Annotated in this window: 23 protein-coding genes and 1 pseudogene; 10 read left to right on the forward strand and 14 right to left on the reverse strand. The window is 73.4% G+C overall.

What is annotated here, in order from left to right; all coding sequences use genetic code 11:
* The 7 genes and pseudogenes from ACODR5_RS05170 to ACODR5_RS05200 form a co-directional block, all read right to left on the reverse strand.
* Positions 1 to 1,123, reverse strand: a pseudogene (locus ACODR5_RS05170) (hypothetical protein); the annotation flags it as partial.
* Position 1,124: 1 nt separating this feature from the next.
* Complete coding sequence (locus tag ACODR5_RS05175; RefSeq protein ID WP_449853898.1) at positions 1,125 to 1,469, reverse strand: hypothetical protein; 345 nt, start codon at positions 1,467 to 1,469, stop codon at positions 1,125 to 1,127.
* Between the two features lie 83 nt (positions 1,470 to 1,552).
* Positions 1,553 to 3,037: a S8 family peptidase gene (locus ACODR5_RS05180; protein ID WP_488982942.1), complete on the reverse strand. Its 1,485-nt coding sequence runs from the start codon at positions 3,035 to 3,037 to the stop codon at positions 1,553 to 1,555.
* A gap of 94 nt (positions 3,038 to 3,131) precedes the next feature.
* Positions 3,132 to 4,547, reverse strand: a complete 1,416-nt coding sequence (locus tag ACODR5_RS05185; RefSeq protein ID WP_488982943.1) for a S8 family peptidase — start codon at positions 4,545 to 4,547, stop codon at positions 3,132 to 3,134.
* A 38-nt stretch (positions 4,548 to 4,585) separates the two neighbouring features.
* Positions 4,586 to 4,876: a hypothetical protein gene (locus tag ACODR5_RS05190; RefSeq protein WP_488982944.1), complete on the reverse strand. Its 291-nt coding sequence runs from the start codon at positions 4,874 to 4,876 to the stop codon at positions 4,586 to 4,588.
* A gap of 125 nt (positions 4,877 to 5,001) precedes the next feature.
* Complete coding sequence (locus ACODR5_RS05195; RefSeq protein WP_449853903.1) at positions 5,002 to 5,286, reverse strand: WXG100 family type VII secretion target; 285 nt, start codon at positions 5,284 to 5,286, stop codon at positions 5,002 to 5,004.
* 23 nt (positions 5,287 to 5,309) lie between these two features.
* A complete protein-coding gene (locus ACODR5_RS05200; protein WP_449853904.1) occupies positions 5,310 to 5,621 on the reverse strand; it encodes a WXG100 family type VII secretion target in 312 nt (103 codons plus the stop codon).
* 191 nt (positions 5,622 to 5,812) lie between these two features.
* Between ACODR5_RS05200 and eccD the strand changes: the two genes are divergently transcribed.
* Genes eccD through ACODR5_RS05215 form a run of 3 tightly spaced genes read left to right on the forward strand, consistent with a single transcriptional unit; the run spans position 5,813 to position 9,807 of the window.
* A complete protein-coding gene (gene eccD / locus ACODR5_RS05205; RefSeq protein ID WP_488982945.1) occupies positions 5,813 to 7,174 on the forward strand; it encodes a type VII secretion integral membrane protein EccD in 1,362 nt (453 codons plus the stop codon).
* A 3-nt stretch (positions 7,175 to 7,177) separates the two neighbouring features.
* Positions 7,178 to 8,569, forward strand: a complete 1,392-nt coding sequence (gene eccB / locus ACODR5_RS05210; RefSeq protein WP_460816211.1) for a type VII secretion protein EccB — start codon at positions 7,178 to 7,180, stop codon at positions 8,567 to 8,569.
* Entirely contained in the window at positions 8,566 to 9,807 is a 1,242-nt protein-coding gene (locus tag ACODR5_RS05215; protein WP_460816209.1) for a S8 family serine peptidase, read from the forward strand. Before eccB ends, ACODR5_RS05215 begins: the two co-directional genes overlap by 4 nt.
* A gap of 336 nt (positions 9,808 to 10,143) precedes the next feature.
* Here the strand turns inward: ACODR5_RS05215 and ACODR5_RS05220 are convergent, their stop codons facing one another.
* The gene (locus tag ACODR5_RS05220) at positions 10,144 to 13,896 is read right to left on the reverse strand and encodes a proline dehydrogenase family protein (protein ID WP_488982946.1); all 3,753 of its coding nucleotides are present in this window, start codon (positions 13,894 to 13,896) and stop codon (positions 10,144 to 10,146) included.
* 63 nt (positions 13,897 to 13,959) lie between these two features.
* On the opposite strand from ACODR5_RS05220, the gene ACODR5_RS05225 reads away from it, so the two are divergent.
* The 3 genes from ACODR5_RS05225 to ACODR5_RS05235 all read left to right on the forward strand — a co-directional run bounded on the left by ACODR5_RS05225 (position 13,960) and on the right by ACODR5_RS05235 (position 16,258).
* Complete coding sequence (locus ACODR5_RS05225) at positions 13,960 to 14,460, forward strand: GNAT family N-acetyltransferase (protein ID WP_449855228.1); 501 nt, start codon at positions 13,960 to 13,962, stop codon at positions 14,458 to 14,460.
* A complete protein-coding gene (gene cofE / locus ACODR5_RS05230) occupies positions 14,453 to 15,232 on the forward strand; it encodes a coenzyme F420-0:L-glutamate ligase (RefSeq protein WP_488982947.1) in 780 nt (259 codons plus the stop codon). Before ACODR5_RS05225 ends, cofE begins: the two co-directional genes overlap by 8 nt.
* A 72-nt stretch (positions 15,233 to 15,304) precedes the next feature.
* Positions 15,305 to 16,258, forward strand: coding sequence for an L-lactate dehydrogenase (locus ACODR5_RS05235; RefSeq protein WP_460816201.1), 954 nt, complete (start codon positions 15,305 to 15,307; stop codon positions 16,256 to 16,258).
* Here the strand turns inward: ACODR5_RS05235 and ACODR5_RS05240 are convergent.
* Entirely contained in the window at positions 16,255 to 16,650 is a 396-nt protein-coding gene (locus ACODR5_RS05240; protein ID WP_449855225.1) for a type II toxin-antitoxin system VapC family toxin, read from the reverse strand. The two genes, ACODR5_RS05235 and ACODR5_RS05240, sit on opposite strands and share 4 nt — an antisense overlap.
* On the reverse strand, positions 16,647 to 16,913 hold the full coding sequence (locus tag ACODR5_RS05245; protein ID WP_449855224.1) for a type II toxin-antitoxin system VapB family antitoxin: 267 nt from the start codon (positions 16,911 to 16,913) through the stop codon (positions 16,647 to 16,649). Before ACODR5_RS05245 ends, ACODR5_RS05240 begins: the two co-directional genes overlap by 4 nt.
* Positions 16,914 to 17,041: 128 nt before the next feature.
* On the opposite strand from ACODR5_RS05245, the gene ACODR5_RS05250 reads away from it, so the two are divergent.
* Positions 17,042 to 17,950, forward strand: a complete 909-nt coding sequence (locus tag ACODR5_RS05250; protein WP_449855223.1) for a cytochrome b/b6 domain-containing protein — start codon at positions 17,042 to 17,044, stop codon at positions 17,948 to 17,950.
* 6 nt (positions 17,951 to 17,956) lie between these two features.
* Here ACODR5_RS05250 and ACODR5_RS05255 read toward each other — a convergent pair whose 3' ends face one another.
* Together ACODR5_RS05255 and rlmN are read right to left on the reverse strand one after the other, a co-directional pair.
* On the reverse strand, positions 17,957 to 18,727 hold the full coding sequence (locus tag ACODR5_RS05255) for an enoyl-CoA hydratase/isomerase family protein (protein WP_449855222.1): 771 nt from the start codon (positions 18,725 to 18,727) through the stop codon (positions 17,957 to 17,959).
* Positions 18,728 to 18,809: 82 nt separating this feature from the next.
* Complete coding sequence (rlmN, locus tag ACODR5_RS05260) at positions 18,810 to 20,057, reverse strand: dual-specificity RNA methyltransferase RlmN (protein ID WP_488982948.1); 1,248 nt, start codon at positions 20,055 to 20,057, stop codon at positions 18,810 to 18,812.
* 147 nt (positions 20,058 to 20,204) lie between these two features.
* On the opposite strand from rlmN, the gene ACODR5_RS05265 reads away from it, so the two are divergent.
* The 3 genes from ACODR5_RS05265 to ACODR5_RS05275 all read left to right on the forward strand — a co-directional run bounded on the left by ACODR5_RS05265 (position 20,205) and on the right by ACODR5_RS05275 (position 23,021).
* The gene (locus tag ACODR5_RS05265; RefSeq protein ID WP_449855220.1) at positions 20,205 to 21,494 is read left to right on the forward strand and encodes an Nramp family divalent metal transporter; all 1,290 of its coding nucleotides are present in this window, start codon (positions 20,205 to 20,207) and stop codon (positions 21,492 to 21,494) included.
* A gap of 121 nt (positions 21,495 to 21,615) precedes the next feature.
* Positions 21,616 to 22,335, forward strand: a complete 720-nt coding sequence (locus ACODR5_RS05270; protein ID WP_488982949.1) for a phosphotransferase — start codon at positions 21,616 to 21,618, stop codon at positions 22,333 to 22,335.
* 38 nt (positions 22,336 to 22,373) lie between these two features.
* Entirely contained in the window at positions 22,374 to 23,021 is a 648-nt protein-coding gene (locus ACODR5_RS05275) for an IMPACT family protein (RefSeq protein ID WP_460816187.1), read from the forward strand.
* 32 nt (positions 23,022 to 23,053) lie between these two features.
* Here ACODR5_RS05275 and ACODR5_RS05280 read toward each other — a convergent pair whose 3' ends face one another.
* Positions 23,054 to 23,842, reverse strand: coding sequence for an energy-coupling factor transporter transmembrane component T family protein (locus tag ACODR5_RS05280; protein WP_449855217.1), 789 nt, complete (start codon positions 23,840 to 23,842; stop codon positions 23,054 to 23,056).
* Positions 23,839 to 25,326, reverse strand: a complete 1,488-nt coding sequence (locus ACODR5_RS05285) for an ABC transporter ATP-binding protein (protein WP_460816185.1) — start codon at positions 25,324 to 25,326, stop codon at positions 23,839 to 23,841. The genes ACODR5_RS05280 and ACODR5_RS05285 overlap by 4 nt, the downstream gene beginning before the upstream one ends.
* Between the last annotated feature and the right edge of the window lie 18 nt (positions 25,327 to 25,344).

The raw sequence follows: 25,344 nt of genomic DNA on the forward strand, positions 1-25,344 counted from the left end.
CTCCCGCGCCCGCCGCGCCAGCACCGCCGACGCCTGCGCCCGCGGCGCCCGCACCGCCGAAGATGCCGGGGCCGCCGGAGATGCGCGCCGCCACGCCGGCGCCGATCGCGCCGCCGCCGAGGGCCGCACCGATGCCGACGCCGCCTCCGTTCACGCCGCCGCCGACGCCACCGCCGATCCCGCCGCCGAGACCACCGCCGATGCCGCCCGCACCGGGCACCGTCGGCGCGCCGGGCGTGAGGCCGCCGTCGATGCGGATGGGGCCGCCCTCGATGTCGCCGATCCCGATGCCACCGGGAGGAACCGTGCCGCCCGGCCCGGGCAGCGACGGAACGGTCGGCGAGGGAAGCGGGTAATCCGGAAGCGTCTGACCAGGCGTCGGGACCGTCGGCGTCGACGGGGTCTGCGGGAACGTGCCGCCGTGGATCGGATCCATCGGCCGCACCTGACCGCCGCCGTATCCGCCGCCGCCCGGCACGCCGCCGCCGTACCCGCCACCGGGGCCCAGCAGTCCGCCGGTGCCGCCGGTGCCGATCGGCTCAGGGGTCGGACCGGGGATCGGATCGGGGGCATCCCGCGGCGGAAGATCAGTGTCGACAGGCTCCGGCAGCGAGGCTCGGGCGTTGTTCATGCCCCTCTCGAATTCACCGAGCGCCCTGGCCGCCGCTTCCTCCCGCCGTCGCTCATTCTCGCCGATGAGCCAGTCCGCCGCGATGTCGCCCGCGACGTACCCGAGCGGCCCCGCGAAAACCGTGCCTCCAGTCTTGAGGGCGATCTCGATCGTGTTGCGATCGCTCTCCGAGAGGTCGGTACCGGGCAACGACTCGAGCGCCGCAGCGGCGTCGCCGAACGCGCGCGTGGCCGTGGTCCACGCCGGGGTGTGACTGCCCAGATTCGTCCTCAGATTTTCGAGCTTCGCCGCCAGCGCGTCGAGCCGATCGCCGGATGCGTCCGCGATCTTCCCCGTGAAGCCGGGAGCGCTCCGCACATTGCGGATGGCAGTGACCACATCGTCCAGAGCGGCCTTCGTGTCGTACACCCGGTTGCTGAGCGCCTCGCGCGCGTCGCCATTGTGATACGTCGCCGCAAGAGCGCGGAGGCGCTCCTCATTCGTCCCCGCCATCTCAGGCCTCCAGTGTGTCGATCGTGGCGTTCACCGCGGCAAGGAACTCCTGCGCCATGGCGGCATCGGCGTCTTCGACGTCCTCCAGCGCGGCGCGGAGCTGCTCCGCGATGTACAGAGCCTCTGCCCGCGCCTCGGAGAGAAGCTGCACACCCGCTGACATGTTCTTGGTGAACCGTGCGCGGAAGTCCTGCGACATCTGGTCGTTCGCCCACACCGTCGCCGTCAGCTGAGCGTCTGCGCCGCTCAACTCTCCACGCGCGAAGGTGATCGTCTCCGCAAGCTCGTTCAGCCTGCTGACCTGATCCGCGATCTGATCGCGATCCGCGCCGAGTTCCTGACTCATCGTTCCCTCCCCGATTCGTCCAACGTGGGCAATGCTAGGGGCTGGCCCGCTCCATGCCTATGGAGAGAACTACCCACTCTGCGTCAGCGAGGCGGTTGCGCCCCGGGGCTCGCCCCCGCGCCGGGAGGTGGGGGCTGCTGCCCGTACGTCCCCGGCGGGTATGAGCCTTGCGGCGGCTGGCCGTAGTAGCCCTGCGGCGGGTGCGGCCCAGGCACCGGCTGCCGCTGCTTGCGACGCGCGGCCAGCACCACGACCAGCACGATCACACCGACCAGCACCACCCCGCCACCGAGCAGCCCCAGCACCAGACCCATCGGGAACGGCTCACCCTCGGAGCCGCCGCCGGCGCCCTCATCAGAGTCGGCTCCCGCGGCGGGGGCATCCCCGATCGGCGGATCGATCGGGTACTCGTTGAATTCGCCCGAGTACACGCCGGCCTCGTACTGCGCGGGCGTCGGCACGCCCTCGGCGGTGATCAGCGGGTTCTCATCTGGGAACTGGGTCGGGTCCGTCGCCAGCAGACGCGGCAGATCGATGAACCCGTACCCCTCCTCGTCCGTGTGCACCGGATCGGGATTCGCGTGCGAGGCCGTGTGGATGAGCGACTGCAGAATCTGATTCGACGTCGCCTCCGGCCACTTCTGCATCGCCAGGGCAAGGCTGCCTGCGGTGAACGGCGCGGCAAGCGACGTGCCGCTCATCAGCATGGGCCGGTCCCAGGTGCCCGCATCGCCGCGCTGATACGTCAGCGAGCCGTCGCCCGGAGACACGATCGTGAGCCACGGCGCGATCACGGGGTCGTCCCTCACGCCGCCGGGGCCGAAGCTCTCCACCGAGACGGCGCCGTTGAACGAGGCGGTGGTGCTGCCATCGCCGAGCTCGTTCGTATCCGCTCCCGCGTTGCGATTGGAGGCGACAACGATCACACCCGCCTTGACGGCCTGGATCAGCGCGGTTGCGAACTGCCCGTCGACGCCCTGCCCGCTCGTGAAGAGGATGATGTCGGCACCGCGCTCGACAGCGTCACGCACGTTCTGGACGCTGTACTCCTCGTCTGTCGCGCAGAGGGGCACGTCATCTCCCTGGCCGTACACGGCGGTGTACACGAGCACTTCGGCGCCCGCTGCAACGCCCGGGATGCCCGGGTTTCCGCCCACCGGCTGGCCGTTGCCCGCGAGCATCGTCGCGACATCCGTGCCGTGCTGCGCGGTGGCGCCATCATCCAGAATCGGCACCTCCTCCCCCGAGGCGCACTCGGTAGCGCCCGCGCCGACGATGTTCGCTCCCCGCAGCGCCGGCGCATCGGCATTCACGGGCGTGTCCATCAGCGCGATCGTCACGCCCTCGCCCGTCACCTCCGCATGCGCGGCCGCGACCCCGGCATCCGTGTACCACCACAGGCCGCTCTCATAGTCCGACGCCGCACCCGCCGGCGCCGCCGCCCCCAGCAGCAACACCAGACCCGCAGCGGCCGCCGTCATCCGCCTCACACCACGCTTCACGCGCCCACCCTTCCGCTCACGCGACAGACGTCCCGGCGACCCGCATCGCACGAGCAGTGCCGGCACGCCGTCATGAGCAACCTACCCAACTCCCCCGCGAATGGGGCGGGCAGCCGTGCCCATCGCGACCGCGCGACACCGCCGGTACGATCGGACGCTCCTACCCGCCCTGCCCGTGCGGCGCCTGCGGCGGCCTGGGCGGGGGCGGGTACTGGCCCTGGGCGGGATGGCCATACTGGCCCTGCGGGTGCGGGCCCGGCGGGTGCGGGCCCTGTGGCGGCTGACCGTAGTAGCCCTGCGGCGGATGCGGACCAGGCACCGGCTGACGCGGCTTGCGGCGGGTGGCCAGCACCACGACCAGCACGATCACGCCGACCAGCACCACCCCGCCACCGAGCAGGCCCAGCACCAGACCCATCGGGAAGGGCTCGCCCTCGGAGCCACCGCCGGCGCCTTCGTCGGAGTCGGCTTCCGCAGCGGGGCCATCCCCGATCGGCGGATCGATCGGGTAATCACCGAACTCGCCCGAGTACACACCGGCCTCGAACTGTGCGGGTGTCGGGTCGCCGTCGGCGGCGATGAGCGGGTTCTCGTCCGGGAACTGGGTCGGGTCCGTCTCCAGCAGTCGCGGCACGTCGATGAACCCGTACCCCTCCTCGTCCGTGTGCACCGGATCCGGGTTCGCGTGCGAGGCCGTGTGGATCATCGACTGCAGGATCTGATTCGACGTCGCCTCCGGCCACTTCTCCATCGCCAGCGCCAAGGCTCCGCCCGTGAACGGCGACGCGAACGACGTCCCCGCCAGAAGCTGCGGCTCGTCCCACGCGCCCGCGTCGCCGCGCCGATACGTCAGCACAGTGTCGCCGGGAGCCACGATCGCCACCGACGGCGACACCACCGGCTCATCCCGCGAACCGCCCGGACCATACGCCTCCACCCCGATGAGCCCATTGAAAGTCGAGATCTCCGTCCCCGGAGGCATCACGTACCCGTAGTTGTCGTGCGCCGCCGTGACAATCACTCCCGCGTTGATCGCCTGGATCAGCGCGGTCGCCGTCACATCGGCGATCGCGAGGCCGCTCGAGGTGACGATGATGTCCGCGCCCTGCTCGACAGCGTCACGGATCAGGCTCACGGTGTACTCGGCGTCGGACACACACGTCGGCACACCCTCGGCACTGTTGAGAGCGGTGTACACGAGCAGCTCCGCCCCGGGGGCGACGCCCGTGACACCCGGGTTGCCGTTCACCGGCTGCCCGTTGCCCACGAGCATCGTCGCCACATCCGTGCCGTGCTGCGAACCCGGCCCGTCATCGAGCACCGGCACCGGCTCTCCCGTCAGGCACTCGGTCACACCGCCGGCACGGATGTTCGCGCCCGCCAGCGCCGGCGCATCCGCGTTCACCGGCGAATCCATCAGCGCGATCCTCACGCCCTCACCCGTCGCCTCCGCGTGCGCGTCCGCGACCCCGGCATCCGTGTACCACCACAGACCGCTCTCGTCGTCCGACGCCGCACCCGCCGGCGCCGCCGCACCGAGCAGCAGCAGCATCACGCCCGCAGCAGCAGCCGCCATCCGCCCCGTTCGGCGGGGGCGACGCCCAGTGCGCACGCTCATCTCGATCCCTCCGGAGCCTGGCGTGGCGCGGAGGACTCCCGCGCCGCCCGCTCCTGACGTTCCCATCGCTTCCGGCGCGCACGACGGAGGACGACCGTCCACAGCACGATGACGGCGAGGAGGACCACCCCGCCACCGATCGCGCCGATCAACAGCGCCTCGTCGGACGGGCGGTTGTTCCCCCACCGGGAGTACCACAGGGAATCCGACTCCGTGGCCGCCGTCGCAAGCAGCGTCGGCAGCGCCGCGGCCATCACGGCCGCCCCATACGCCAGCTCACCCTTCATGGGCCGCCTTCCCGTCTCGCGCTCGCGCGCCGATGATGCCACGCGTCCGTGCCCCGTCCGGCGCCGGACGCGAAGATGGGCGGCGCCCGCTCACGCGGACACCGCCCATCTGGTCAGCCTGAGGCTCAGGCGAAGCGCTTGGCGTTCGCCTGCTCCGTCTGCTGGAACTGCTCGCCGTCGCGCTGAACCTGCTGGCCGATCTGCGTCAGCAGGATCTTCATGTCCGCAATCGCCTGGTTCCAGTTGCGCTGAGCGATCTGGTACGACTCGGACGCCGAACCCGACCAGTCCGAACGGAGCGGCGCGAGCGCGCGGTCCATGTCGGCCAGGTGGGACTCGATCGTGCTGGCGCCGGACGAGATGTCGGCCGCGGCGGTGGCGATGCCACCGAAGTTCGCCTTGAAGGTCATGATTCTCTCTCCCTAGGTTCCGGTCAGCCCAGACGGCTCTGAAGGTTGCTCATCGCCGACGCCGACGTGTCGTCGGACGTCGTGTAGCCCACCTGCGAGGACTTGAGGTTGGCCTCGAACGCGTCGAGGTTGTCGGTGATCTTCTTGGCCTGGGCGCGCCAGGCCTGCATGAGCGACGTGAAGGCCGTCGCGGCGGAACCCTGCCACGACGCGCCGATGCCGGCGAGCTTGCCCTCCAGCTGCGTGATGTCGGTGTTCAACTGAATCTTCGCCTGCGCGACGATCTGAGCGCCGCGCTCAATAGCACCATCTGCGGCGGAAACCTCGTTGGCCATATTCATCTCCAAGTTCTGGGGCGACGTATGTCACCCGGTCATGGACCCCTCGGATCCCCCCTACGGGAACCATCACCGGATGCCCGGCGACGCGACCCACCATACAGAGACGCCCAAGGCGGACCAATGGGTACCACTCCCCATCGGACGCGTCCCTATACTGAGTGCGGCGCTGGGACACAGGGGAGCGGATGAACGAACGCGACGGAGGCACCGCAGTGGCGGCGCCTCAGCTGCTGAAGCTCACGATCCAGTCAGGCGAACGCCGCGTGGACGTCGCGCTTCCCGGCGGGGTCCCCGTCGCCGAGATCGTGCCGTCGGTCGCGCAGCGCCTGCGGGTGCTCGACCCCGTCGACGCGCACGCCGGCTACTGGTTCGTGCGCTCGGACGGCGAGCGGCTCGACCCCGACCGCTCGCTCGTGGCGCAGCGGGTGCAGGACGGCGATGTGATCGCGCTGCAGGTCGGCGCCGACTCGACCCCGACCAAGACCTACGACGACATCGTCGAGGCCGTCGCCGACGTCGTCGAGGAGCAGGCGAAGCCCTGGACGCCCGCCGACACCGTGACCACCACGACCGTGACGGCGTCGGTGCTGCTGACCGTGGCGGCGCTGCCCGTGCTCGTCGCCGAGCTCGCGGGCGAGCACTCGCTCATCGCGCCGATCGGCACCGGGCTGGCCGCCGTCCTGCTGCTCATCTGCGCGACCGTGCTCGAGAAGATCGGCACACCGCCGCAGGCGCCGGTCGCCCTCGTGCAGGTCGCGGCCCTGCACGCGGCCGTCGCGGGGTTCACCGCCCTGGGCGTGGCTCCCGGCTGGGGCCTGCCGACCGCCCTGGCGGGCGCGGGCGCCGCCCTCGTCGGCGGCGTCGCCATGCTGCTCGTGTCCAAGCCGCGCGAGTACTCGCTCATCCCGCTCGTCGTCGGCGGCGTCATGGGCCTGGCGGGCCTCGTCGTCTTCCTCACCGGCGCCGCGCCGGCGTCGATCCTCGCGATCGCCCTCGCCGCCGCCGGCATGGCCGGCCTCGGCATTCCGTGGCTCGCCCTGGCCTCCACATCGCTGCGGGTCGCGTCGGCGCGCGACGACTCGGAGATCTACGCCGCGCCCGCGGAGGTCTCGCGCGCGCAGGTCGCCGAGCGCTACGCCATGGGCCACCGCTTCCAGGTCGCGCTGCGGATCGCGACGGGCGCGATCGCGCTGCTCGCCACCGCCCCCGTCGTCGCATCCGGCCTGCCGGGCCTGGCCCTGGCCGTCTTCACGTACGTGGCCCTCGTGCTGGGCGTGCGACAGGTGTTCTCGCGCGCCGACATCGTCGCGGTGACGGCCACCGCCATGGCCGGCGCCGTGCTCACGGTCTTCGTCGCCGTCACCGCGTTCCCCGATTGGAGCACCGGGCTCATCATCGTGCTCGCGGTCGTGGCCGCCGCCGTGATCGGGCTCGGGCTGCTCGCCCCGAAGAAGCGCCTCTGGCTCGACCGCGTCGCCGACCCGGCCGAGATCGTGACGATCGCGCTGCTGCCGCCGCTGGCGATCCTCGTGGGCGGGTGGTTCTGACGCATGGCGTCGAAGCAGGAGCTCATCCAGGCGCACCGCTTCAGCCGGCGGCGACTGCTGACGGCCTTCACGAGCGGCGCCCCCGGCGGGCGTGAGCTGGCGCCGGCGAAGCCGCTGCGCGGCGTGGTCGTCGGCCTCGCGCTGGCCGTGCTGACCGCGGTCGGCACCCTCGTCGTCGGCTCGTTCACGGGCACGCTCCCCGACGGCTGGAAGGACGCCTCGGTGGTCGTCGTGAAGGGCGAGGGCACGCGGTACGTCGCCATCAACGGCACCCTCTACCCCTTCCTCAACCTCGCCAGCGCCCGGCTCGCGACCGGATCGTCCGACATCCTCGAGGTGACGGCGGATCAGCTGGCCGGCATGCCACGCGAGTCCGCCCCGATCGGGATCGCCGACGCCCCCGACGCGCTGCCCGAGGCCGCGCGCCTGATCGACGCCGCCTGGACCTCGTGCGTCTCGGACGAGATCGGCCGCGCGATCGCGGGCGAGACCGTCTACGGCGAGGACGGCAACCCGATCGAGGCGGCTCCGTCCACCCGCATCGCGACAGCCGGCGTGCCCGGCACCGCCCCCGTCGCCGACATCGTGCTCGACCCGGCCGGCACCGCGTACTACGTGACCGGATCGATGCGGTACGAGATCCCCGCGCAGGTCGAGGCCATGAGCCTGGCCCTGCAGGTGACGCACCAGCCGCGCACCGTCAACGCCAACTGGCTGAACCTGCTCGACCAGGGCACGCCGCTGCGCGCCCTCTCGTTCGACCGCCTGGGTCAGCCTGCCGAGGACACGGACCTGCGGGTCGGGCAGATGGTGCAGACGCAGGACGCGGAGGGCGCCGTGACGGGCGACTACATCGTCACCGACAACTCGCGGCTCGTGCGCCTCAACGCGTTCGCGCGCGAGCTCGCCGCGATGTCGGTGAGCGAGGATCCGACGCTCCAGGAGCCGGTCACCATGAGCGTGACCGAGGCGGGACCGCTCATCTCGGAGGAGAGCGCGATCCCGGAGGACTGGCCCACCTACCTCGCGGCCCCGGCCGAGGGGGCGACGTGCGTGCGCATGGAGCCCTCGGAGTTCCCGGCGACCGACGGCGCCGAGGTGCTGCGCCCCACCGTGACGGTGAGCGCCGCTCCGGCCGACCTCACGCCCGGCCCCGTCGTCGAGCCCGGCGGCGGCGCCCTCGTCGACGCCGTGTCGGCCGGCGGCGGCGACGCCTTCGGCTACATCTCCGAGAACGGCGTGTACTTCCCGATCGCGACCTTCGCCGACGTCGAGCGGCTCGGGTACGCGCGCGATGACATCGTGATCGTCCCCGCCGGCTGGGCGCGGCTGTTCCCCATCGGCCCCGAGCTCAGTCAGGACGCCACGGGAGTGGTGGCCTCGGAGGGCTCGTGAGCCGGCGCGGGCCGATCGGCGCACTGGCCGTCGCCCTCGCCGTCGGCGGGCTCGCGGTCGCACCGGCGCAGCCGGCCGTCGCGCAGACCGAGGAGCCGTGCCTGCAGGCGCAGCCGCTCATCGAGGGCTCCGGCAACTCGCTCGTCGAGCGGCTGGGACTCGCGAAGGCCTGGCAGGTCACGCGCGGCGAGGGCGTGACGGTCGCCGTCGTCGACAGCGGCGTCGACGCCGACAACGCGCACCTGCGGGGCGCGCTCGCGGGCGGGCAGACGACGTTCGCCCCCGCCCCCGGCCAGAACCCGTCCGTCGACCCCGGATCGGACCTGTACGGGCACGGCACGGCGGCCGCCGGTCTCATCGCGGCGCGCAGGATCGACGGCTCCGACGTGGTGGGCGTGGCCCCCGCCGCGACCGTGCTGCCGCTGCGCGCGTTCCAGGTGCCCTCCACCGAGGACGACCAGAACGTGGGCCCCTCCGCCGCCTCGGTGGCGAACGCGATCCGGATCGCGGCCGATCAGGGCGCGCAGATCATCAACCTCTCGCTCTCGCAGGCCGCGCCGAGCGGCGAGATCCAGGGTGCGGTGCAGTACGCGCAGGACCGGGGCGCGCTCATCGTGGCCAGCGCCGGCAACCGCGGCACGAGCGAGGACGACGCCGACGGCGTGCGCTACCCCGCCGCGTACGACGGCGTGCTCGGCGTGAGCGGGGTGACCCTCGCCGGGGAGTGGGACTTCGGGGCGTCGTTCGCCGGCGAGCACGTGGACGTCGTGGCGCCGGGCCAGGGGCTGCTCGCGCCGTGGTGCGGTGGCGGCGACACGTCGCTGGGCGACGAGGTGTCGGCCAGCTGGGCCACCGCGGTCGTCTCGGGCATCGCGGCGCTCGTGGCGTCGGCGCACCCCGACGAATCTCCCGAGCAGTGGGCGCACCGGATCATGGCGACGGCGCTGCGGACCACGCCCGACGCGCGCAAGGACACCGTCGGCTGGGGCGAGGCGCGCCCCTACGAGGCCGTCGCGTTCGTCGACGACGGCGGCGTGCCCGGCCCGGACTCGCCCACGCACGAACGGCCGGCCGACGTCGTCATCGACGACAGCGAGATCCGCATCGAGGCGCCCCGCGATCCGCTCGCCGGCGCGAGGGAGATCGTGGCCTGGACGCTCGCGGGGGGCGTGGCCGTCTCGCTCACCGCGCTCGTCATCGGCCGCCTCGGCACGCGCCGCCCCGTCCGCCGCCGCTGAACGCGTTGTCCTTTTTTGATCTGCGCCGCTCGGGCACCCGCTTCGCGGGTGCCGCTCGCGTGCTCGCGCCGTCGCGTCCCGCGCCGGCGAGGCGGCGCTGCGCGCCGCATCGGCGGCCGCACGCTCGCGCTTCGCGCTCGCACAGTGACCGGTTGGTGTGGAGGGGCGCGCGAATCGGTTGAACTGATCGGTTGCTGAACGGAGCGGCGCAGCCGCGGAGATGAAGCGACCACCACAACCGTCTTGGACTTGCTGGGGTTCAGCGACCGTGGGGTTTCACCGTTCGGTTGAACTGATCGGTTGCGCCCGTCGGTTGCCGCGGCCGGGTGCAGCGGATCAGATGACGTCGGCGAAGGTGCGGTCCGGGGTGCCGAAGCGGTGGGCGGTGATCGAGATGGCCTGCTCGCGCAGGAACGGCAGCAGCTCGAGGCGGCCGGCCGTGGTGACCTCGCCCGCGTAGATCGCGAGGTCGGGGTCGCCGTGCACCGCCTCGGCGAGCGCGCCATGCAGGGCGCGCACGGACGTGCGCGGACCGATCAGGCGCACGCGCGGCGGGCGGGCGACGTCCGCCGCGCGCGGATCGACGAGGTCGACCAGCTGGGCCTCGGCGTCGTCCGCGTCGGAAGGCTGCGGTGCTCGCCTCGCCTCCGCGGCGTCGCCGCTGCGTTCCGCCACCGATCCGAGGTCCGCGGCCGACCCGGCTTCGGCGGCCGGGCGTGCCATCCGGGCGATCCAGTCCTCGTCCGACTCGACGTGAACCGGGATGCGCAGGTCGCCCAGCGCGCGGCGCACCGGCGCCGGCAGCCCCACCGGCAGGCTCAGCGTGAACGCACCGCCGGTGCGGATGCCCGCGATGAGCACGCGCAGCACCTCCTGCCGGCCGGCGTCGGCCGTCGCCCGTACCGCCACGGGCACCGGCCGGTAGCGGAACAGGTTGCGCTCCACGCCCAGGCGCGAGACGTCCTTGATCCGGCCGAACTCGCGATCCCACGCGACCGCGTCCGACAGCGCGGCGCGACGCAGCCACTCGAACTCGTCGTAGCCGAGCGAGGGCTGGGCGGCCTCGATGAGCGCCGTGATGCGCGTGTCGAGCCCCCGCAGGTGGAGGTTGCGCCCCGCGGCACCGCCGTTCGTCGCGCGCCAGTCGCCGAGCCCGATCAGGTAGTGCGGTCCGCCCGCCTTCGTGCCGGCGCCGACGGACGATCGCTTCCAGCCGCCGAACGGCTGGCGCTGCACGATCGCCCCCGTGATGCCGCGGTTGACGTAGAGGTTGCCCGCCTCGACCCGGCGCAGCCACGCCGCCAGGTCCTCCGGATCCTGCGTGTACAGCCCGGCGGTGAGACCGTAGTCGACCGCGTTCTGCACGCGGATGGCCGCCTCGAGCGTGGGCGCGTGCATGACGCCCAGCACGGGGCCGAAGAACTCCTCGGTGTGGAAGCGCGAGCCCGGCCGCACGCCCACGCGGATGCCGGGGGTCCAGTACCGGCCGTCTCCGCCCGGCACCTCCTGCGGCTTCACGAGCCACTGCTCGCCCGCGTCGAGCGTCGTCAGCGCCCAGTGCAGCTTGCTCGAGGGCCGCGGCGTCTCGATGAGCGGCCCGACCTCGCTGAGGGGATCGGACGGCGGCCCCACGCGCAGCGAGCGCGTGGCGTCGACGAGCTGCCTCGCGAAGCGCTTGGAGCGACCGACGGGACCGACGAGGATCGCGAGCGACGCCGCCGAGCACTTCTGCCCCGCGTGCGAGAAGGCGCTGCGCACGAGATCGGCGGCCGCCAGGTCGAGGTCGGCCGACGGGGCGACGATCATCGCGTTCTTGCCGCTCGTCTCCGCCAGCAGCGGCAGGTCCGGCCGCCAGCTGCGGAACAGCTGCGCCGTCTCCCACGATCCCGTGAGGATCACGCGGTCCACGTCCGTGTGCGAGACGAGCTCGCGCCCCAGCTCGTCCTCGTCGAGGTCGACGAGCGCGAGCAGCTCGCGCGGGATGCCGGCGTCCCACAGGGCCTCCGCCACGACGGACGCGCACCGCCGCGCCTGCGGGGCCGGCTTGAAGACGACGCCGGATCCCGCGGCGAGCGCCGCGAGCACACCGCCGGCCGGGATCGCGAGGGGGAAGTTCCACGGCGGCGCCACCACGGTCACGCGCGACGGCTCGAACCGGGCGCCCGGCACCGCGTCGAGCTCGGACGCGTTCGCCGCGTAGTAGTTCGCGAAGTCGACGGCCTCGCTCACCTCGACGTCGGCCTCGGCGAACACCTTGCCCGTCTCGGAGGCTGCCACCTCGATGAGGGCGCCCCGGCGCGCGTCGAGCGCCTGGGCGGCCCGGCGCAGCGCCTCGGCGCGCTCGGCGGCGGGGGTGGCGCCCCATGCCTCGCCCGCCGCTCGTACGCGCTGCACGATCCGCTCCAGCGCGTCGCGGTCGGTCACGCGCGCGGCCTCGACGGTCGCCGTGCCGGCCGTCGAGGCCGGCACCCGGGCGAGCACCTCCCGCGCCCACTCGCGGTTCTCCGGCAGCGCCGGATCCGTGTCGGGGGTGTTGCGGAAGCCGGGTGCCCCCGTGGCGTCGGCCGACTCCACCGCCTGGAACACGGCCGTCTCCACCCATGTGTCCTGCTCGAACCGGCGGTCGGGCTCGTCGTGCCCGCGTGCGATGTCGAGCACCGCCTGCGTCAGCTGCTCCTCGGCCGCGGGCGCGGCGTCCGAGGCCTCGGTGGCGCGGCGGCGGGCGCGGCGGTTCGGGCCCGTCGGCAGCGAGGGATCGACCGATCGGCGCACGGACGCCACGAACCGATCCCGTTCTCGCGCGAAGAGCGATCCGTCCTCGGCCATCCCGAACGCCGCCGAGAGGAAGTTCTCGCTCGAGGCGTTCTCCTCGAGGCGCCGCACGAGGTAGCTGATCGCCACGTCGAACTCGGCCGGGGCGACCACCGGCACGTAGAGCAGCACGGGGCCGACCGTGTTCGACACCGCCTTCACCTGGCCCTGCGCCATGCCGAGCAGCATCTCGAACTCGACGGCGCCCGCCACGCCGCGGCGGTTCGCGAGGTGCCACGCGTACGCGATGTCGAAGAGGTTGTGCCCGGCGACGCCCAGCTGCACCGCACGCGTCCGCTCGGGCGTGAGCGCGGCGTCGAGGCAGCGCACGTAGTTGGCGTCGGTGTCGAGCTTCGAGGAGTAGGGGGCGAGCGGCCAGTCGTGCATCGCCGCGTCGACCCGCTCCATCGCGAGGTTCGCGCCCTTCACGAGGCGCACCTTGATGGGGGCGCCGCCGGCGTCGACGCGCGCGGTCGCCCAGGCGGTGAGCTCGTCGAGCGCCGGCAGGGCGTCGGGCAGATACGCCTGCAGCACGATGCCGGCGCGCAGCCGGCGCAGCTCGGGCTTCTCGAGCAGCCGCGTGAACACCGCGATCGTGAGGTCGAGGTCGCGGTACTCCTCCATGTCGAGGTTCAGGAACGTGCCGTTGCCCGCCGCGGTGAGGTACAGCGGCGTGAGCCGCTCGACGACGCGCTCGACGATCTCGTCGAACGCCCACATCGACAGGTGCGAGGCGATCGCCGACACCTTCACCGAGACGTAGTCCACGTCGTCGCGCTCCACGAGCGCGTGGATGCCCGCCAGGCGGTGCCGCGCCTCCTGCTCGCCCAGCACGGCCTCGCCGAGCAGGTTGAGGTTCAGCCGTGCGCCGCCCTGGCGGAGCCGCTCGATCGCCGGCCCCAGCTTCTCCGGGCGCGCGTCGACGATGAGATGCCCGACCATCGCGCGCAGCACGCGGCGGGCGAGGGGGATGACGGCGGCCGGCGCGATCGGCCCGACGGCACCGCCCGCGCGCACGGCCGCCCGCAGCGGCAGCGGCAGGAAGCCGGGGGCCAGCGGCGCGATCCTCGCGAGGTTGCGGGCCGCGGCGGTGAGGCTCTCCGGCCGCATCACCCCGTCGACGAAGCCGACCGTGAAGTCGAGCCCGTTCGGATCGCGCAGCACTCCCGCGAGGCGCTCCGCGGCCGGGTCCTGCTCGACCTCGGCGGCCTGCAGCACCCAGCGCCGGGCGAGGGCGACGGCCTCGTCGATCAGGTCGCTGTGCGTCGCGGCAGGCATGGGCCCAGCCTACGAGACGAGACCGATTTCGCTCCGTTCCCCGCAGGGGGTTAGTGTCTGGCCATGGAAGCCACCGACGTGCTGATCCGCCCCATCCGAGACGTCGACGCCGAGGCGATGGGCCGTGTCCACGCCCAGGTGTGGCACGAGACCTACGACGGCATGGTGTCGAAGGCCACGCTCGAGGCCGTCTCGCCCAAGCGCCTGGCCGACCTGTGGACCCACTACGCGCAGCGCGGCCCCGAGCACCGCCACGCCGCGGCCCTCGTCGACGGCGAGATCGTGGGCTTCGCCGCCTCCGGCCCCGCCCGCGACGACGACGCGCCGGCGCCCCGCGAGCTCTACTTCGTGTACCTGCTCGACTCGTGGCACCGCAAGGGCATCGGCCGCGCCCTCTTCGACGCCGTGGTCGACGACGGCGAGCCGCTGTACGGCTGGATCGCGAAGAACTACCCGGGCGGCACCGGCTTCTACGAGAAGCGCGGCTTCCGGCTCGACGGCGTCGAGCGCCAGGAGCCCTTCCTGGGCGAGACGCTCACCGAGGTGCGCTTCTCCCGTGCCTGAGTCGGTCCCCGGATCGCTGCAGGTCTGGGCGCTCGAGGGGATCGGCGAGGTCCGCGCGGGCGACGACCTCGTCGCCGTCATCGCCGCCGCCGCGGGCGACACCCTGCGCGACGGCGACATCCTGGTCGTCACGAGCAAGATCGTCTCCAAGGCCGAGGGCCGCTTCGTGCGGGCGGACGACCGCGAGGACGCCATCACCGCCGAGACCGCGCGGGTCGTCGCCGAGCGCACCTGGCCGAACGGCTCGCGCACGCTCATCGTCGAGAGCCGCCTCGGCATCATCGCCGCCGCCGCGGGCGTCGACGCGTCGAACACCCCCGAAGGGACGGTCCTGCTGCTCCCCGAGGATCCGGATGCGTCCGCCCGTGCGCTCGCGACCGGCCTGCGGCTGCGGCTCGGCGCCGAGGTGGGCGTGATCGTCTCGGACACGCTGGGGCGCGCATGGCGCGACGGGCAGACCGACCACGCGATCGGCGCCGCCGGCGTGCGCGTGTTCGAGGACCTGCGCGGCCAGGTCGACGCGCAGGGTCGCGAGCTCGCCGTCACGCTGCCGTGCGTCGCGGACGAGCTGGCCGCCGCCGCCGACCTCGTCAAGCGCAAGACGGCGGGGCGCCCCGTGGCGGTCGTGCGCGGCCGCGCCGACCTCGTGGGCCCGCTCGACCTGCCGGGCGCGCGCTCGATCGTCCGCCCCGCCGAGCGCGACATGTTCCACACCGGCGCGGAGGAGTCCTACGCCGCCGGCTACGCGGCCGGCGTCGCCGCGCGCGGCTGACCGCTCCCTGAGCCCCTCCCCGGCGCCGGATCGGGCCTTCCCGCGCCGGCGCCCCGCTGACAGACTGGCCGCATGGGTGCCATCGAGAACGCCAAGGTCACCGTCGTCGGGGCCGGAGCCGTGGGGTCGAGCAGCGCGTACGCCATGCTCATCCGCAAGGCGGCCCGCCACGTGGTGCTGTACGACATCGCCGCGCAGAAGGTCGAGGCCGAGGTGCTCGATCTCGCCCACGGCACGAGCTTCACCGGATCGAGCCGCATCACGGGCGGCTCCGACATCGCCGTGACGGCGGGGTCGCACGTCGTCGTCATCACGGCCGGCGCGAAGCAGGCGCCCGGCCAGACGCGCATGGACCTCGCCGCGACGAACGCGCGGATCATCGCCACGATGATGCCGCGGCTGCTCGAGGCCTCGCCCGACGCGATCTTCGTCATCGTGACGAATCCGTGCGACGTGCTCGCGGTGATCGCGCAGCAGGCGACCGGCCTGCCGCCGGAGCGGGTGATGGCATCCGGCACCGTGCTCGACACCTCGCGGCTGCGCGTGCAGCTGGCCGAGGCCGCCGGCGTGGCCACGCGGTCGGTGCACGCGCACATCGTGGGCGAGCACGGCGACACCGAGTTCCCGCTGTGGACGAGCGCCACGATCGGCCCCGTGCCGCTGCTCGACTGGCGCGCGCCGGGCTTCGACGGCTTCCGCCGCGAGGAGCTCGACGCCATCGCGATCGAGGTGCGCGACGCCGCCTACCGGGTGATCCAGGGCAAGGGCGCGACGAACTACGGCATCGGCCTGTCGGTGACGCGCATCGTGGAGGCGATCCTGGATGACGAGGGGGCCGTGCTGCCCGTGTCGACGGTGCTCAGCGGCTTCCACGGCATCGACGGCGTCGCGCTGTCGGTGCCGTCGATCGTGAACGCGGCCGGCGCGTTCCCGATCCGCGAGACGCGCTTCGACGACGCCGAGCTCGAGCTGCTGCGCACGTCGGCCGCCGCCATCTCGCTCACGGCGCAGAGCGTCGCGGGCTAAGACAGCGCCGGTCGGATGTCGGTGTGGCCGAAGTCCTCCCCGACGAACAGCAGCTCTTCGCCCCGGGCGCGCGCGAGCGCGTAGCTGAAGCAATCGCCCAGGTTCAGCCGGGCCGGGTGCCCGCAGCCCCGACCGAAGTCGCGGTAGGCCTGCTGGGCGATGCGAGCCTGCTCGGCGTCGAACGGCACGATCTCCACGCGCCAGAGCCGCAGCAGGTCGTCGGCGAGACGCTCGACGACCGGATTGCGGCGCCCGGCCAGCACTGCGGCCAGCTCCACCGAGGTCGCGGCCGATATCGACAGCCGTTCCGCGGAGAAGGCGGCCCGATCCACCTCCGACCACCCCTCCTCGCGCAGCAGCACGGCGAGGACCGCCGAGGTGTCGAGGATCATGCGGGCAGGCCGTTCTCGTCGTACAGCTCCGCGCCGAGCGCGCCCGACGACGGCCACGCTTCCGTCTCCTGCCACACGCGCGACAGCAGCGTGTCGATCTCGCGGCGGCGATCCTGCTCGTCGGGCATCGGCTCGCCGGCCTCCAGGCGCTCGAGCTTCTCGCGAAGCGCCACCTCCAGGGCACTCACCTGCGTCGAGCCCAGCCGCGCGGCGAGCTCGCGGGCCAATGCGACGACCGCGTCGTTCTTGATGTTCAGGCTCACGGGTGCCATTCTACCCCGCGCCTTCTACCCGTCTACCTGTCTACCCTCGAGCTCAGCCGATTTCCCCCTTCGAGCCGCGCTCCCCGGTGTGCGACGGGTTCCCGGGCGACATCCGGGAGAATGGCGGGGTGACCACGCCCCGCCCGCGCCCCACCTGGATCCAGGCGCTGTCGGGTGTGTTCGCGGCGGCCGCGCTCGTCGTCCTCGCCTGGTGCGCCGTGTTCGCGGTGCGCGCGCTGCTGCCGACGGAGCCGATCCGCTCGTTCCTCGAGGCGTTCCCCGGCGATGCGCCGCTGCCCGCCGACACGGCCGAGGGCATCCCGGCCTTCGTGTCGTGGACGCACTTCCTGAACGCGTTCTTCCTCGTGCTGATCGTCCGCTCCGGGCTGCGGTTCCGCTTCGAGAGCCGCTCGGGCGGGCTGTGGACCTCGCGGCGCGTGAAGCGCCGCCGCCTGTCGCTCGCGCTGTGGGGCCACCTCGCCGTCGACCTGCTGTGGCTCGCGAACGGCGTCGTGTTCGTCGTGCTGCTGTTCGCGAGCGGCCACTGGGTGCGCATCGTGCCGACGAGCTGGGATGTGCTGCCGAACGCGGTCTCGGCGCTGCTGCAGTACGTGTCGCTGGACTGGCCCACGCACAACGGCTGGGTGCACTACAACGCGCTGCAGCAGCTGGCGTACTTCGCGATCGTCTTCCTCGCCGCGCCGGTCGCGGCGGTGACCGGCTGGCGACTCAGCGCGTTCTGGCCCGCGCGGCTCGACGGCCTGCTCTCCGCGCGCGTCGCGAAGGCGCTGCACTGGCCGACGATGCTCTTCTTCGTCGCCTTCACGCTCGTGCACGTCGGGCTCGTGCTCGCCACCGGCGCGCTGCGCAATCTCAACCACATGTACGGCGGCCAGGACGCCGTCAACTGGGTGGGGTTCGGGGTCTTCGCCGCCACCGTCGTGCTCATGGCGTTCGGCTGGTACGCGATGCGCCGCGACGACTGGATCGCGAAGGTCGCGGCGCGCTTCGGCGACGTGCGCCTGCTCGAGCGCTGACCCGAGTCAGCCGCGCGAGCGGGCCGCGAAGGCGGCGATCCGCTCGCGGGCCTCGGCGCGCTCGAAGGCCTCGCCGATGGTGCGGGCCTCCTCGTCGAGCTGCGCCGCGAACGACCGGCCGGGGCGCGAGCGCAGCAGCCGCTTCGCCTCGCCCAGCGCCCGCGAGGCACCGGCGGCCCACGCGCGCGCGACCTCCTCGGCCCGCGCGGCGACGCTCTCGGGCGCGACGACCTCGGCCACGAGGCCCCACTCGCGCGCCTCGGCCGCCGGCAGCAGCCGGTCGCCGAGCGCCAGCTGCAGCGCGCGGCGCTCGCCGACCGCGGCGGCCAGGTGCGCCGACACCGACAGGTCGGGCGTGAGGCCCACCCCCGCGTAGCCGCAGCCGATGCGCGAGTCCTCGCCCACGACCGCCCAGTCGCTGCTGAGCAGGATGCCGAGCCCGCCGCCCACGGTCGTGCCGTGCGCGGCGGCGACCACGGGGATCGCCGACTCGGTGAGGGCCAGGATGCCGCGGTTGATCACGCGGGCCAGCTCGCCCACCTGCGCGCCCGAGCTCAGCTCGGCCGCCATCGCGCGCACGTCGCCGCCGGCGCAGAACGCACGCCCGGCGCCCTGCAGGATGATCGCCCGCACGTCGTCGCGGCCGACCGCCTCTGCGGTGACCCGCTCCCACGCGCGCGCCATCTCGGCGTCGAACGCGTTGAGGCGATCCGGGCGATTCAGCGTGATGCGAGCGAAGCCGCCCTCGACCTCCAGCAGCACGGGTGCGTCCGACATGAGCTCTCCCTCGGCGTCATCGCCCGGCCGCGTCGCCGGGCGATTCCGAGCCTAGGCGATCACGCCCCGGCCGCATGCCGGATCAGGCGGTCGCGGCGGCGGCCTCGTCCTCTTCCGTCGCGACGAGCTGGCCGCACGCGCCGTCGATCTCCTTGCCGCGGGTGTCGCGGATCGTCGTGGGGATGCCGGCGTCGTTGAGGATGCGCACGAACTCGTTCTGCGCCGCCTTGGTCGACGCGTCCCACACCGAGCCGGGCGTCGGGTTCAGCGGGATCGGGTTCACGTGCACCCAGCCGCGGCCGCGGGCGTTGAGCTTCTCGGCGAGCATCACGGCGCGCCACGGGTGGTCGTTCATGTCGCGGATGAGCGCGTACTCGATCGAGACGCGGCGCCCCGTCCTGTCGAAGTAGGCGCGCGCGGCGTCGAGCACCTCGTCGACCTTCCAGCGCGAGTTCACGGGGATCATCTCGTCGCGCAGCTCGTCGTCGGGCGCGTGCAGCGAGAGCGCGAAGGTGACGGGGAGCCCCTCGTCCGTGAGCTTGCGGATCGCGGGGGCGAGGCCCACCGTCGACACGGTGATGCCGCGGGCGCTCATGCCGAGCCCGTGGTCCTTGTCGGTCATCACTCGCAGGGTGTGCATGACGCGGGCGTAGTTGGCCAGCGGCTCTCCCATGCCCATGAAGACGATGTTCGTGACCCGCTCGTCCGGGTGCTCGGCAGTGCCCAGGTGACCCTCGCGGATCAGCGCGTTCGCGCGCACGACCTGCTCCACGATCTCGGCGGCCGACATGTTGCGGGTCAGGCCCGCCTGCCCGGTCGCACAGAACGGGCAGTTCATGCCGCAGCCGGCCTGCGAGCTCACGCACAGCGTGATGCGGCCCGGGTAGCGCATGAGCACCGACTCGACGAGCGCGCCGTCGTGCAGCTTCCACAGGAACTTGATCGTGTTCCCGTCGTCGGTCTGCAGGCGGCGCACCTCGGTGAGCAGCGTGGGCAGCAGGCCGGCGACGAGCTCCTCGCGGCCGTCCTTCGGCAGATCCGTCATCGCGGACGCGTCGCTCGTCCAATGCTGGAAGTAGTGCGTCTCGAGCTGCTTGGCGCGGAAGCCGGGCAGGCCCAGCTCCTTCGCCTTCTCCACGCGCTGCTCCGGCGTGAGGTCGGCGAGGTGCACGGGCGGCTTGCCGCGCTTGGGGCTGGCGAACTGCAGCAGCGGGCGGCCGGTCTCGTCCTTGGCCTGCTGCCACCCCTCGGTGCGCGGCCGCACCTGGCGCACGGCGCCGGCGGTGCCGCGCGGCTCGTCGGCGCGCGTCGGGGTGGGGATCTCGGCCATGCCCCCAGGCTATCGGGCGCGCCCTGCGAGAACGCCCGTGCGGACCGCGCGCGCACGCCTGACTAGAATCGGCACGGCTCCGCGACCCGGAGCCCCGTCATCCGCCGCCGCAGCGATGCGGCCCCACCGTCCCCAACGAGGAGGACCATGTCCGTACCGCAGGATCAGACCCCCAAATGGAAGGTCATCGGCCCCGGCTTGGTGGTGGCCGCGACGGGCGTGGGCTCCGCCGACATGGTGGCCACCCTCGTGGCGGGATCGAACTACGGGTACGCGCTGCTGTGGGCCGTGGTCCTCGGCGTCATCCTGAAGATCGTGCTCGTGGAGGGCGCCGGCCGCTACACCGTGGCGACCGGCCGGACGATCTTCGAGGGCTGGCGCTCGCTCGGCCGCTGGCCGGTCTGGTATTTCGCGCCGTACATCGTCGTCTGGGGCGTCGTCTACGCGGCGAGCGCCATGAGCTCCACGGCGCTGCCGATCGCGGCGCTGGTGCGCGACGTGCCGGCGCTGCAGGGCACGGTCTTCACCGAGCTGTGGCCGTGGGCGATCCTCACGGGCCTGCTGGGCTTCGTGCTCGTCTGGTTCAACAAGTACAAGGTCTTCGAGAAGATCACCGCCACGCTCGTCGGCATCATGTTCGTGACGATCGTCATCCTCGCGGTCATCGCCGCGCCCAACGTGCTCCAGGTGCTCACGGGCCTCGTGCCGCTGCTGCCCGAGGGCGACAACTCGATCTTCTACACGCTCGGCCTCGCGGGCGGCGTCGGCGGCACCATCACGCTCGCCGCCTACGGCTACTGGCTGCGCGAGAAGGGCTGGGACAAGCCCCAGTTCATGCGCGTCATGCGCATCGACAACACCGTCGCCTACATCGTGACCGGCATCTTCGTCATCTCGATGCTCATCGTGGGCGTCGAGGTGGTGCAGGCCGCCGGTGTCGCGCTGTCGTCGGGCGACGCGGGCCTGCTCGACCTCGACACCGTGCTGCGCGAGCGCTACGGCGACTTCATCGGCGTCTGGTTCCTCATCGGCTTCTGGGCCGCGGGCTTCTCGTCGGTGCTGGGCGTGTGGAACGGCGTCTCGCTGATGTTCGCCGACTTCATGGGCAACGTCACGGGCAAGGGCTCGGCCCACCCCGACTCGCGCCTGAACGGCAAGTGGTTCCGCGTGTACCTGATCTGGCTGACCTTCCCCGCGATGCTGCTGCTGTTCCTCGAGCAGCCGATCTTCCTCGTGCTGCTGTACGGGGCCCTCGGCGCGCTGTTCATGCCGTTCCTCGCGATCACGCTGCTGCCGATCCTGAACACGGATCGCGTGCCGCGCGAGTTCCGCAACCGCTGGCACACGAACACCGCGCTCGTCGTCACGACGGTGGTGTTCGTCGCCCTGGGCGTCTACCAGCTGATCACCGCGCTCACCCCGCTCTTCGGCGGCTGACCCCTCCCCCTCTCCTCCTCCGCCGAACCCGCCCTCGTTCGCCGAACCCGCGCCCGATCCGGGGCGGGTTCGCGGATCGGGCGCGGGCTCGGCGGGGTGGACGCGGTGGCATCATCGGGGGATGAGCGTTCCGCTGCCCGGCATCGACGTGCCCGAGCGCGTGCGGGCGCTGGCCGGGCCCGAGCCGCTCGAGCCGGTGTGGCGGAACGTGCTCGGCGGGCTCACGTTCCGCGCCGGCGACCGGTACGTGAAGTGGGCGCCGCGGCGCCCGGGGCTGGATCTGCCGCGCGAGGCGGAGCGGCTGGCGTGGGCCGGGCGGTTCGTGCGCGTGCCGCGCGTGCTCGCGCACGGGGCGACCGGCGACGAGCAGTGGCTCGTGACCGAGGCGATCCCGGCGTGGTCGGCGGTGTCGGAGTGGGGCTTCGCGAATCCGGCCGAGGCGGTGCGGGCGGTCGGCGCGGGGCTGCGGGCGATGCACGACGCCCTCCCCGTGGCCGAGTGCCCGTGGGACTGGGGCGTGCCGGCACGGATCGCCGCGGCCGCCGAGCGCGGCACCGTCGTGCCGCCCGAGCTGCGCGATCCGCCGCCGATCGACCGGCTCGTCGTCTGCCACGGCGACGCGTGCTGCCCGAACACGCTCGTCGACGAGCGCGGATGGGCGGCGCACGTCGACCTCGGCAGCCTCGGCGTGGCCGACCGCTGGGCGGATCTCGCGCCGGCCGTGTGGAGCGCGGGGTACAACTTCGGGCCCGGCTGGGATGGCGCGCTGCTCGAGGCGTACGGCGTGGACCCCGACCCGGCCCGGCTGGACTACTACGACCGGCTCTGGCACGCGACCTGACCCGCGCGCCCGGCCCGGCCGCGCGTTAGCCTCGACGGATGGCCGAGGAGCACCCCGCGACGATCGCCGAGCGGGTGGATCGCGAGCTCGAGATCAAGAGGTCGCGGTTCCTCTGCCACCTCGCGCCGGTGGCGTCGGTCGCCGAGGCGGACGCGTTCATCGCGGGGATCCGCCGGGAGTTCTGGGACGCGCGGCACAACTGCGTCGCGATGATCACGGGCGTGCGCGGCGAGCACGCGCGCTCCTCCGACGACGGCGAGCCGTCGGGCACGGCCGGGGTGCCAATGCTCGAGGTGCTGCGGCGGCGACGGATGACGGATGTCGTGGCCGTCGTGACGCGCTACTTCGGCGGCGTCAAGCTGGGCGCCGGCGGCCTCGTGCGCGCGTACGGCCAGGCGGTCTCGGACGCGCTCGACGCGGCGCGCATCGTGCATCGCCGCTCCCTCACCCGCGTGCGGATCGACGCGCCGCACGCCGACGCCGGCCGGCTCGACAACCTCCTGCGCGACTGGGCGCACGCGCACGACGCGGTCCTCGATCCGCCGGAGTACGGCGCCGTCGCGCAGCTGACGGCGTGGGTCCCCGCCGCCGCGCTCGACGCCCTGCGCGCCGACCTGGCGGCCTGGACCCTCGGGGCTCTCGCCCCCGCGGTGGGCGAGGAGCGCGTCGTCGACGTGCCGGACTGACCTGCCGCCTCCTGCGCCGAACCCGCCACCGCTCAGGACGGGCCGAGGATGAAGTTCCAGGAGCCGGTGACGACGGCCGCCGCGACCGCGATGCCCGAGATGAGGGCGCCCGCCGCGATCAGCGCCCACTCGCGCGCACCCCACGGCGACGTGCGCGCCCAGGTCCGCTCGACGGGCGCGCCGAAGCCCCGCGCCTCCATCGAGGTCGCGAGCGTCGACCCGCGCCGGATCGCCAGCACGACGAGCGCGAACGCCATCCCGAGCACGCGCCGCACCCGGCCGGTGTCGGCCACGCCGCGCGCGCGGCGCGCCACCTCGAGCTCGCGCCAGTCGTCGACGAGCAGCCCGATGAGGCGCATGCCGCCCAGGGCGCCGAGCACGAAGCGGGCCGGCAGCCGCACCCGCTGCGAGAGCGCGTCGGCGAGGTCGGTGGGATCCACGGTCGCGAACAGCGCGATGCCGGGCAGCGCGATCGCGAGCACGCGGAAGACGGTGGCGACGGCGAGCGCGAGCGAGCCGTCGGTGATCCGCACGAACAGCCACTCCACGTGCACGGCGCCGTCGGCCTGGCCGTACAGCGCGATCGTGACCCCGGCGAGCGGCGCGGCGATCCACACCGGCAGCGTGCGCATCCAGAACTGCCGGCTCGTCAGACCGGCCGCAAGAAGCAGCGGGATCTCGAGCGCGAGCGCCACGGCGGCCGAGACCCAGTCGATCGTGAAGACGAGCGGGAACGCGATGACGAGCGCGGCGGCGAGCTTGGCGGCGGGATTCGCCCCCGCGATCGGGCCCCTGGCCCGCGGCGGCGCCGGCATCATCATCGGCGCGCTCCCGTGAGCGCGAGGCGGCGCGCGTGGAGGGCCTGGAGCACGTCGGCGTCGTGCGTGACCGCGACGATGCCCGCGCCCGGATCGTCGCCGGCGCCGTCGCGCAGCGCGGCGATGATCGCGACCAGCTCGGCCCACGTGCGCGCGTCCTGCCCGAACGTCGGCTCGTCGAGCACCATCACGCGCGGGCGGGTCGCGAGCATCGCCGCGACCGTGAGACGCCGCTTCTCGCCCCCGGAGAGCGTGTGGGGGTTGGCCTCGGCGAACGCCGACAACCGCAGGCGCTCGAGCAGCTCGCCCACGCGCGCGGCGATCTCGGCCTCGGGCAGGCCGAGCGCCCGCGGCCCGACCTCCAGCTCCCGGCGCACCGTCGTGGCGAGCAGCTGGTGCTCCGGCGACTGCAGCACCGTGCCGATGCGGGTGAGCAGCTGGCGCGACGTCCAGCGGATGGGCGCCGGCCCGGCGTCGCGGGCCACCCCGGCGGCCGCGCGCACCTCGCCGTCCGCGGGCGGCAGGAGGCCCGCGAGCGTGCGACCGAGCGTCGACTTGCCCGCACCGTTGGGGCCGATGATGCCGAGCACCTCGCCCGCGCGCACGTCGACGTCGAGGGGGCCCGCCACGGCGCGGCCGCGCACGCGGGCGACCTCGAGCGCCCGACCGGCGACGAGCACCTCGCCCGGGGCGGATGCGGGGGGAGCGGGATGCCGGGGCGGGATGCCGGGCACCCAGACACCGCGCGCGGTGAGCTGCGCGCCGCGCGCCCCGAGGACCTCGGCCGGCGGGCCGTCGGCGATCACGCCCGGCTCGTCGTCGTCCGCCCCGAGCACCACGATGCGGTCGACGACCGGCAGCCACACGTCGACGCGGTGCTCCACGACGACGAGGGTCGCGCCCGTGCGGTCGAGCACGCGCCCGACGGCGTCGCGCACCTCGGCGACGCCCGCGGGGTCGAGATTGGCGGTGGGCTCGTCGAGCAGCAGCAGGCCCGGCCGCATCGCGAGCGCCCCGGCCAGCGCGAGCCGCTGCTTCTGCCCGCCCGACAGGGCGGACGTCGAGCGGTCCAGCGGCACGTCGAGCCCGACGAGCTCGAGGGCGCTCCGCACGCGCGACCAGATCTCGTCGCGCGGCACCCCGAGGTTCTCGCAGCCGAACGCGACGTCGTCGCCCACGCGCGCGAGCACAGCCTGCGCGTCGGGATCCTGCTGCACGAGCCCCACCCGCCCGCGGGCAGACGCGGGCTCGCGCCCTTCCACGCGCAGGAAGCCCTCCTGCTCGCCCTCGTCGTCGCCGCCCAGCACGCCCGCGAGCGCGTGCAGCAGCGTGGACTTGCCCGATCCGCTCGCCCCGAGCAGCAGCACGCGCTCGCCCGGCGCGATGCGCAGATCGAGCCGACGCGCGGCCCAGCGCAGCCGCGTCGCGTACCGCCAGCCCCAGCCCGCCGCCTCGACGGCGGCGGGCACCGTCGAGGAGGCGGGCATCGGGCCGGGCGTCGGCGC

The organism is Microbacterium sp. FG3 (assembly GCF_057809335.1).

What these genes read in the sequence shown, in the direction of transcription:
- ACODR5_RS05285 (WP_460816185.1), bottom strand. Translation starts at nt 25,326, where the DNA reads ATGCCCGCCTCCTCGACGGTGCCCGCCGCCGTCGAGGCGGCGGGCTGG.
- eccB (WP_460816211.1), top strand. Translation starts at nt 7,178, where the DNA reads ATGGCGTCGAAGCAGGAGCTCATCCAGGCGCACCGCTTCAGCCGGCGG.
- ACODR5_RS05185 (WP_488982943.1), bottom strand. Translation starts at nt 4,547, where the DNA reads ATGGCGGCTGCTGCTGCGGGCGTGATGCTGCTGCTGCTCGGTGCGGCG.
- ACODR5_RS05175 (WP_449853898.1), bottom strand. Translation starts at nt 1,469, where the DNA reads ATGAGTCAGGAACTCGGCGCGGATCGCGATCAGATCGCGGATCAGGTC.
- ACODR5_RS05220 (WP_488982946.1), bottom strand. Translation starts at nt 13,896, where the DNA reads ATGCCTGCCGCGACGCACAGCGACCTGATCGACGAGGCCGTCGCCCTC.
- ACODR5_RS05270 (WP_488982949.1), top strand. Translation starts at nt 21,616, where the DNA reads ATGAGCGTTCCGCTGCCCGGCATCGACGTGCCCGAGCGCGTGCGGGCG.
- ACODR5_RS05225 (WP_449855228.1), top strand. Translation starts at nt 13,960, where the DNA reads ATGGAAGCCACCGACGTGCTGATCCGCCCCATCCGAGACGTCGACGCC.
- ACODR5_RS05200 (WP_449853904.1), bottom strand. Translation starts at nt 5,621, where the DNA reads ATGGCCAACGAGGTTTCCGCCGCAGATGGTGCTATTGAGCGCGGCGCT.
- ACODR5_RS05235 (WP_460816201.1), top strand. Translation starts at nt 15,305, where the DNA reads ATGGGTGCCATCGAGAACGCCAAGGTCACCGTCGTCGGGGCCGGAGCC.
- eccD (WP_488982945.1), top strand. Translation starts at nt 5,813, where the DNA reads ATGAACGAACGCGACGGAGGCACCGCAGTGGCGGCGCCTCAGCTGCTG.
- rlmN (WP_488982948.1), bottom strand. Translation starts at nt 20,057, where the DNA reads ATGGCCGAGATCCCCACCCCGACGCGCGCCGACGAGCCGCGCGGCACC.
- ACODR5_RS05280 (WP_449855217.1), bottom strand. Translation starts at nt 23,842, where the DNA reads ATGATGATGCCGGCGCCGCCGCGGGCCAGGGGCCCGATCGCGGGGGCG.
- ACODR5_RS05275 (WP_460816187.1), top strand. Translation starts at nt 22,374, where the DNA reads ATGGCCGAGGAGCACCCCGCGACGATCGCCGAGCGGGTGGATCGCGAG.
- ACODR5_RS05195 (WP_449853903.1), bottom strand. Translation starts at nt 5,286, where the DNA reads ATGACCTTCAAGGCGAACTTCGGTGGCATCGCCACCGCCGCGGCCGAC.
- ACODR5_RS05240 (WP_449855225.1), bottom strand. Translation starts at nt 16,650, where the DNA reads ATGATCCTCGACACCTCGGCGGTCCTCGCCGTGCTGCTGCGCGAGGAG.
- ACODR5_RS05265 (WP_449855220.1), top strand. Translation starts at nt 20,205, where the DNA reads ATGTCCGTACCGCAGGATCAGACCCCCAAATGGAAGGTCATCGGCCCC.
- ACODR5_RS05190 (WP_488982944.1), bottom strand. Translation starts at nt 4,876, where the DNA reads ATGAAGGGTGAGCTGGCGTATGGGGCGGCCGTGATGGCCGCGGCGCTG.
- ACODR5_RS05255 (WP_449855222.1), bottom strand. Translation starts at nt 18,727, where the DNA reads ATGTCGGACGCACCCGTGCTGCTGGAGGTCGAGGGCGGCTTCGCTCGC.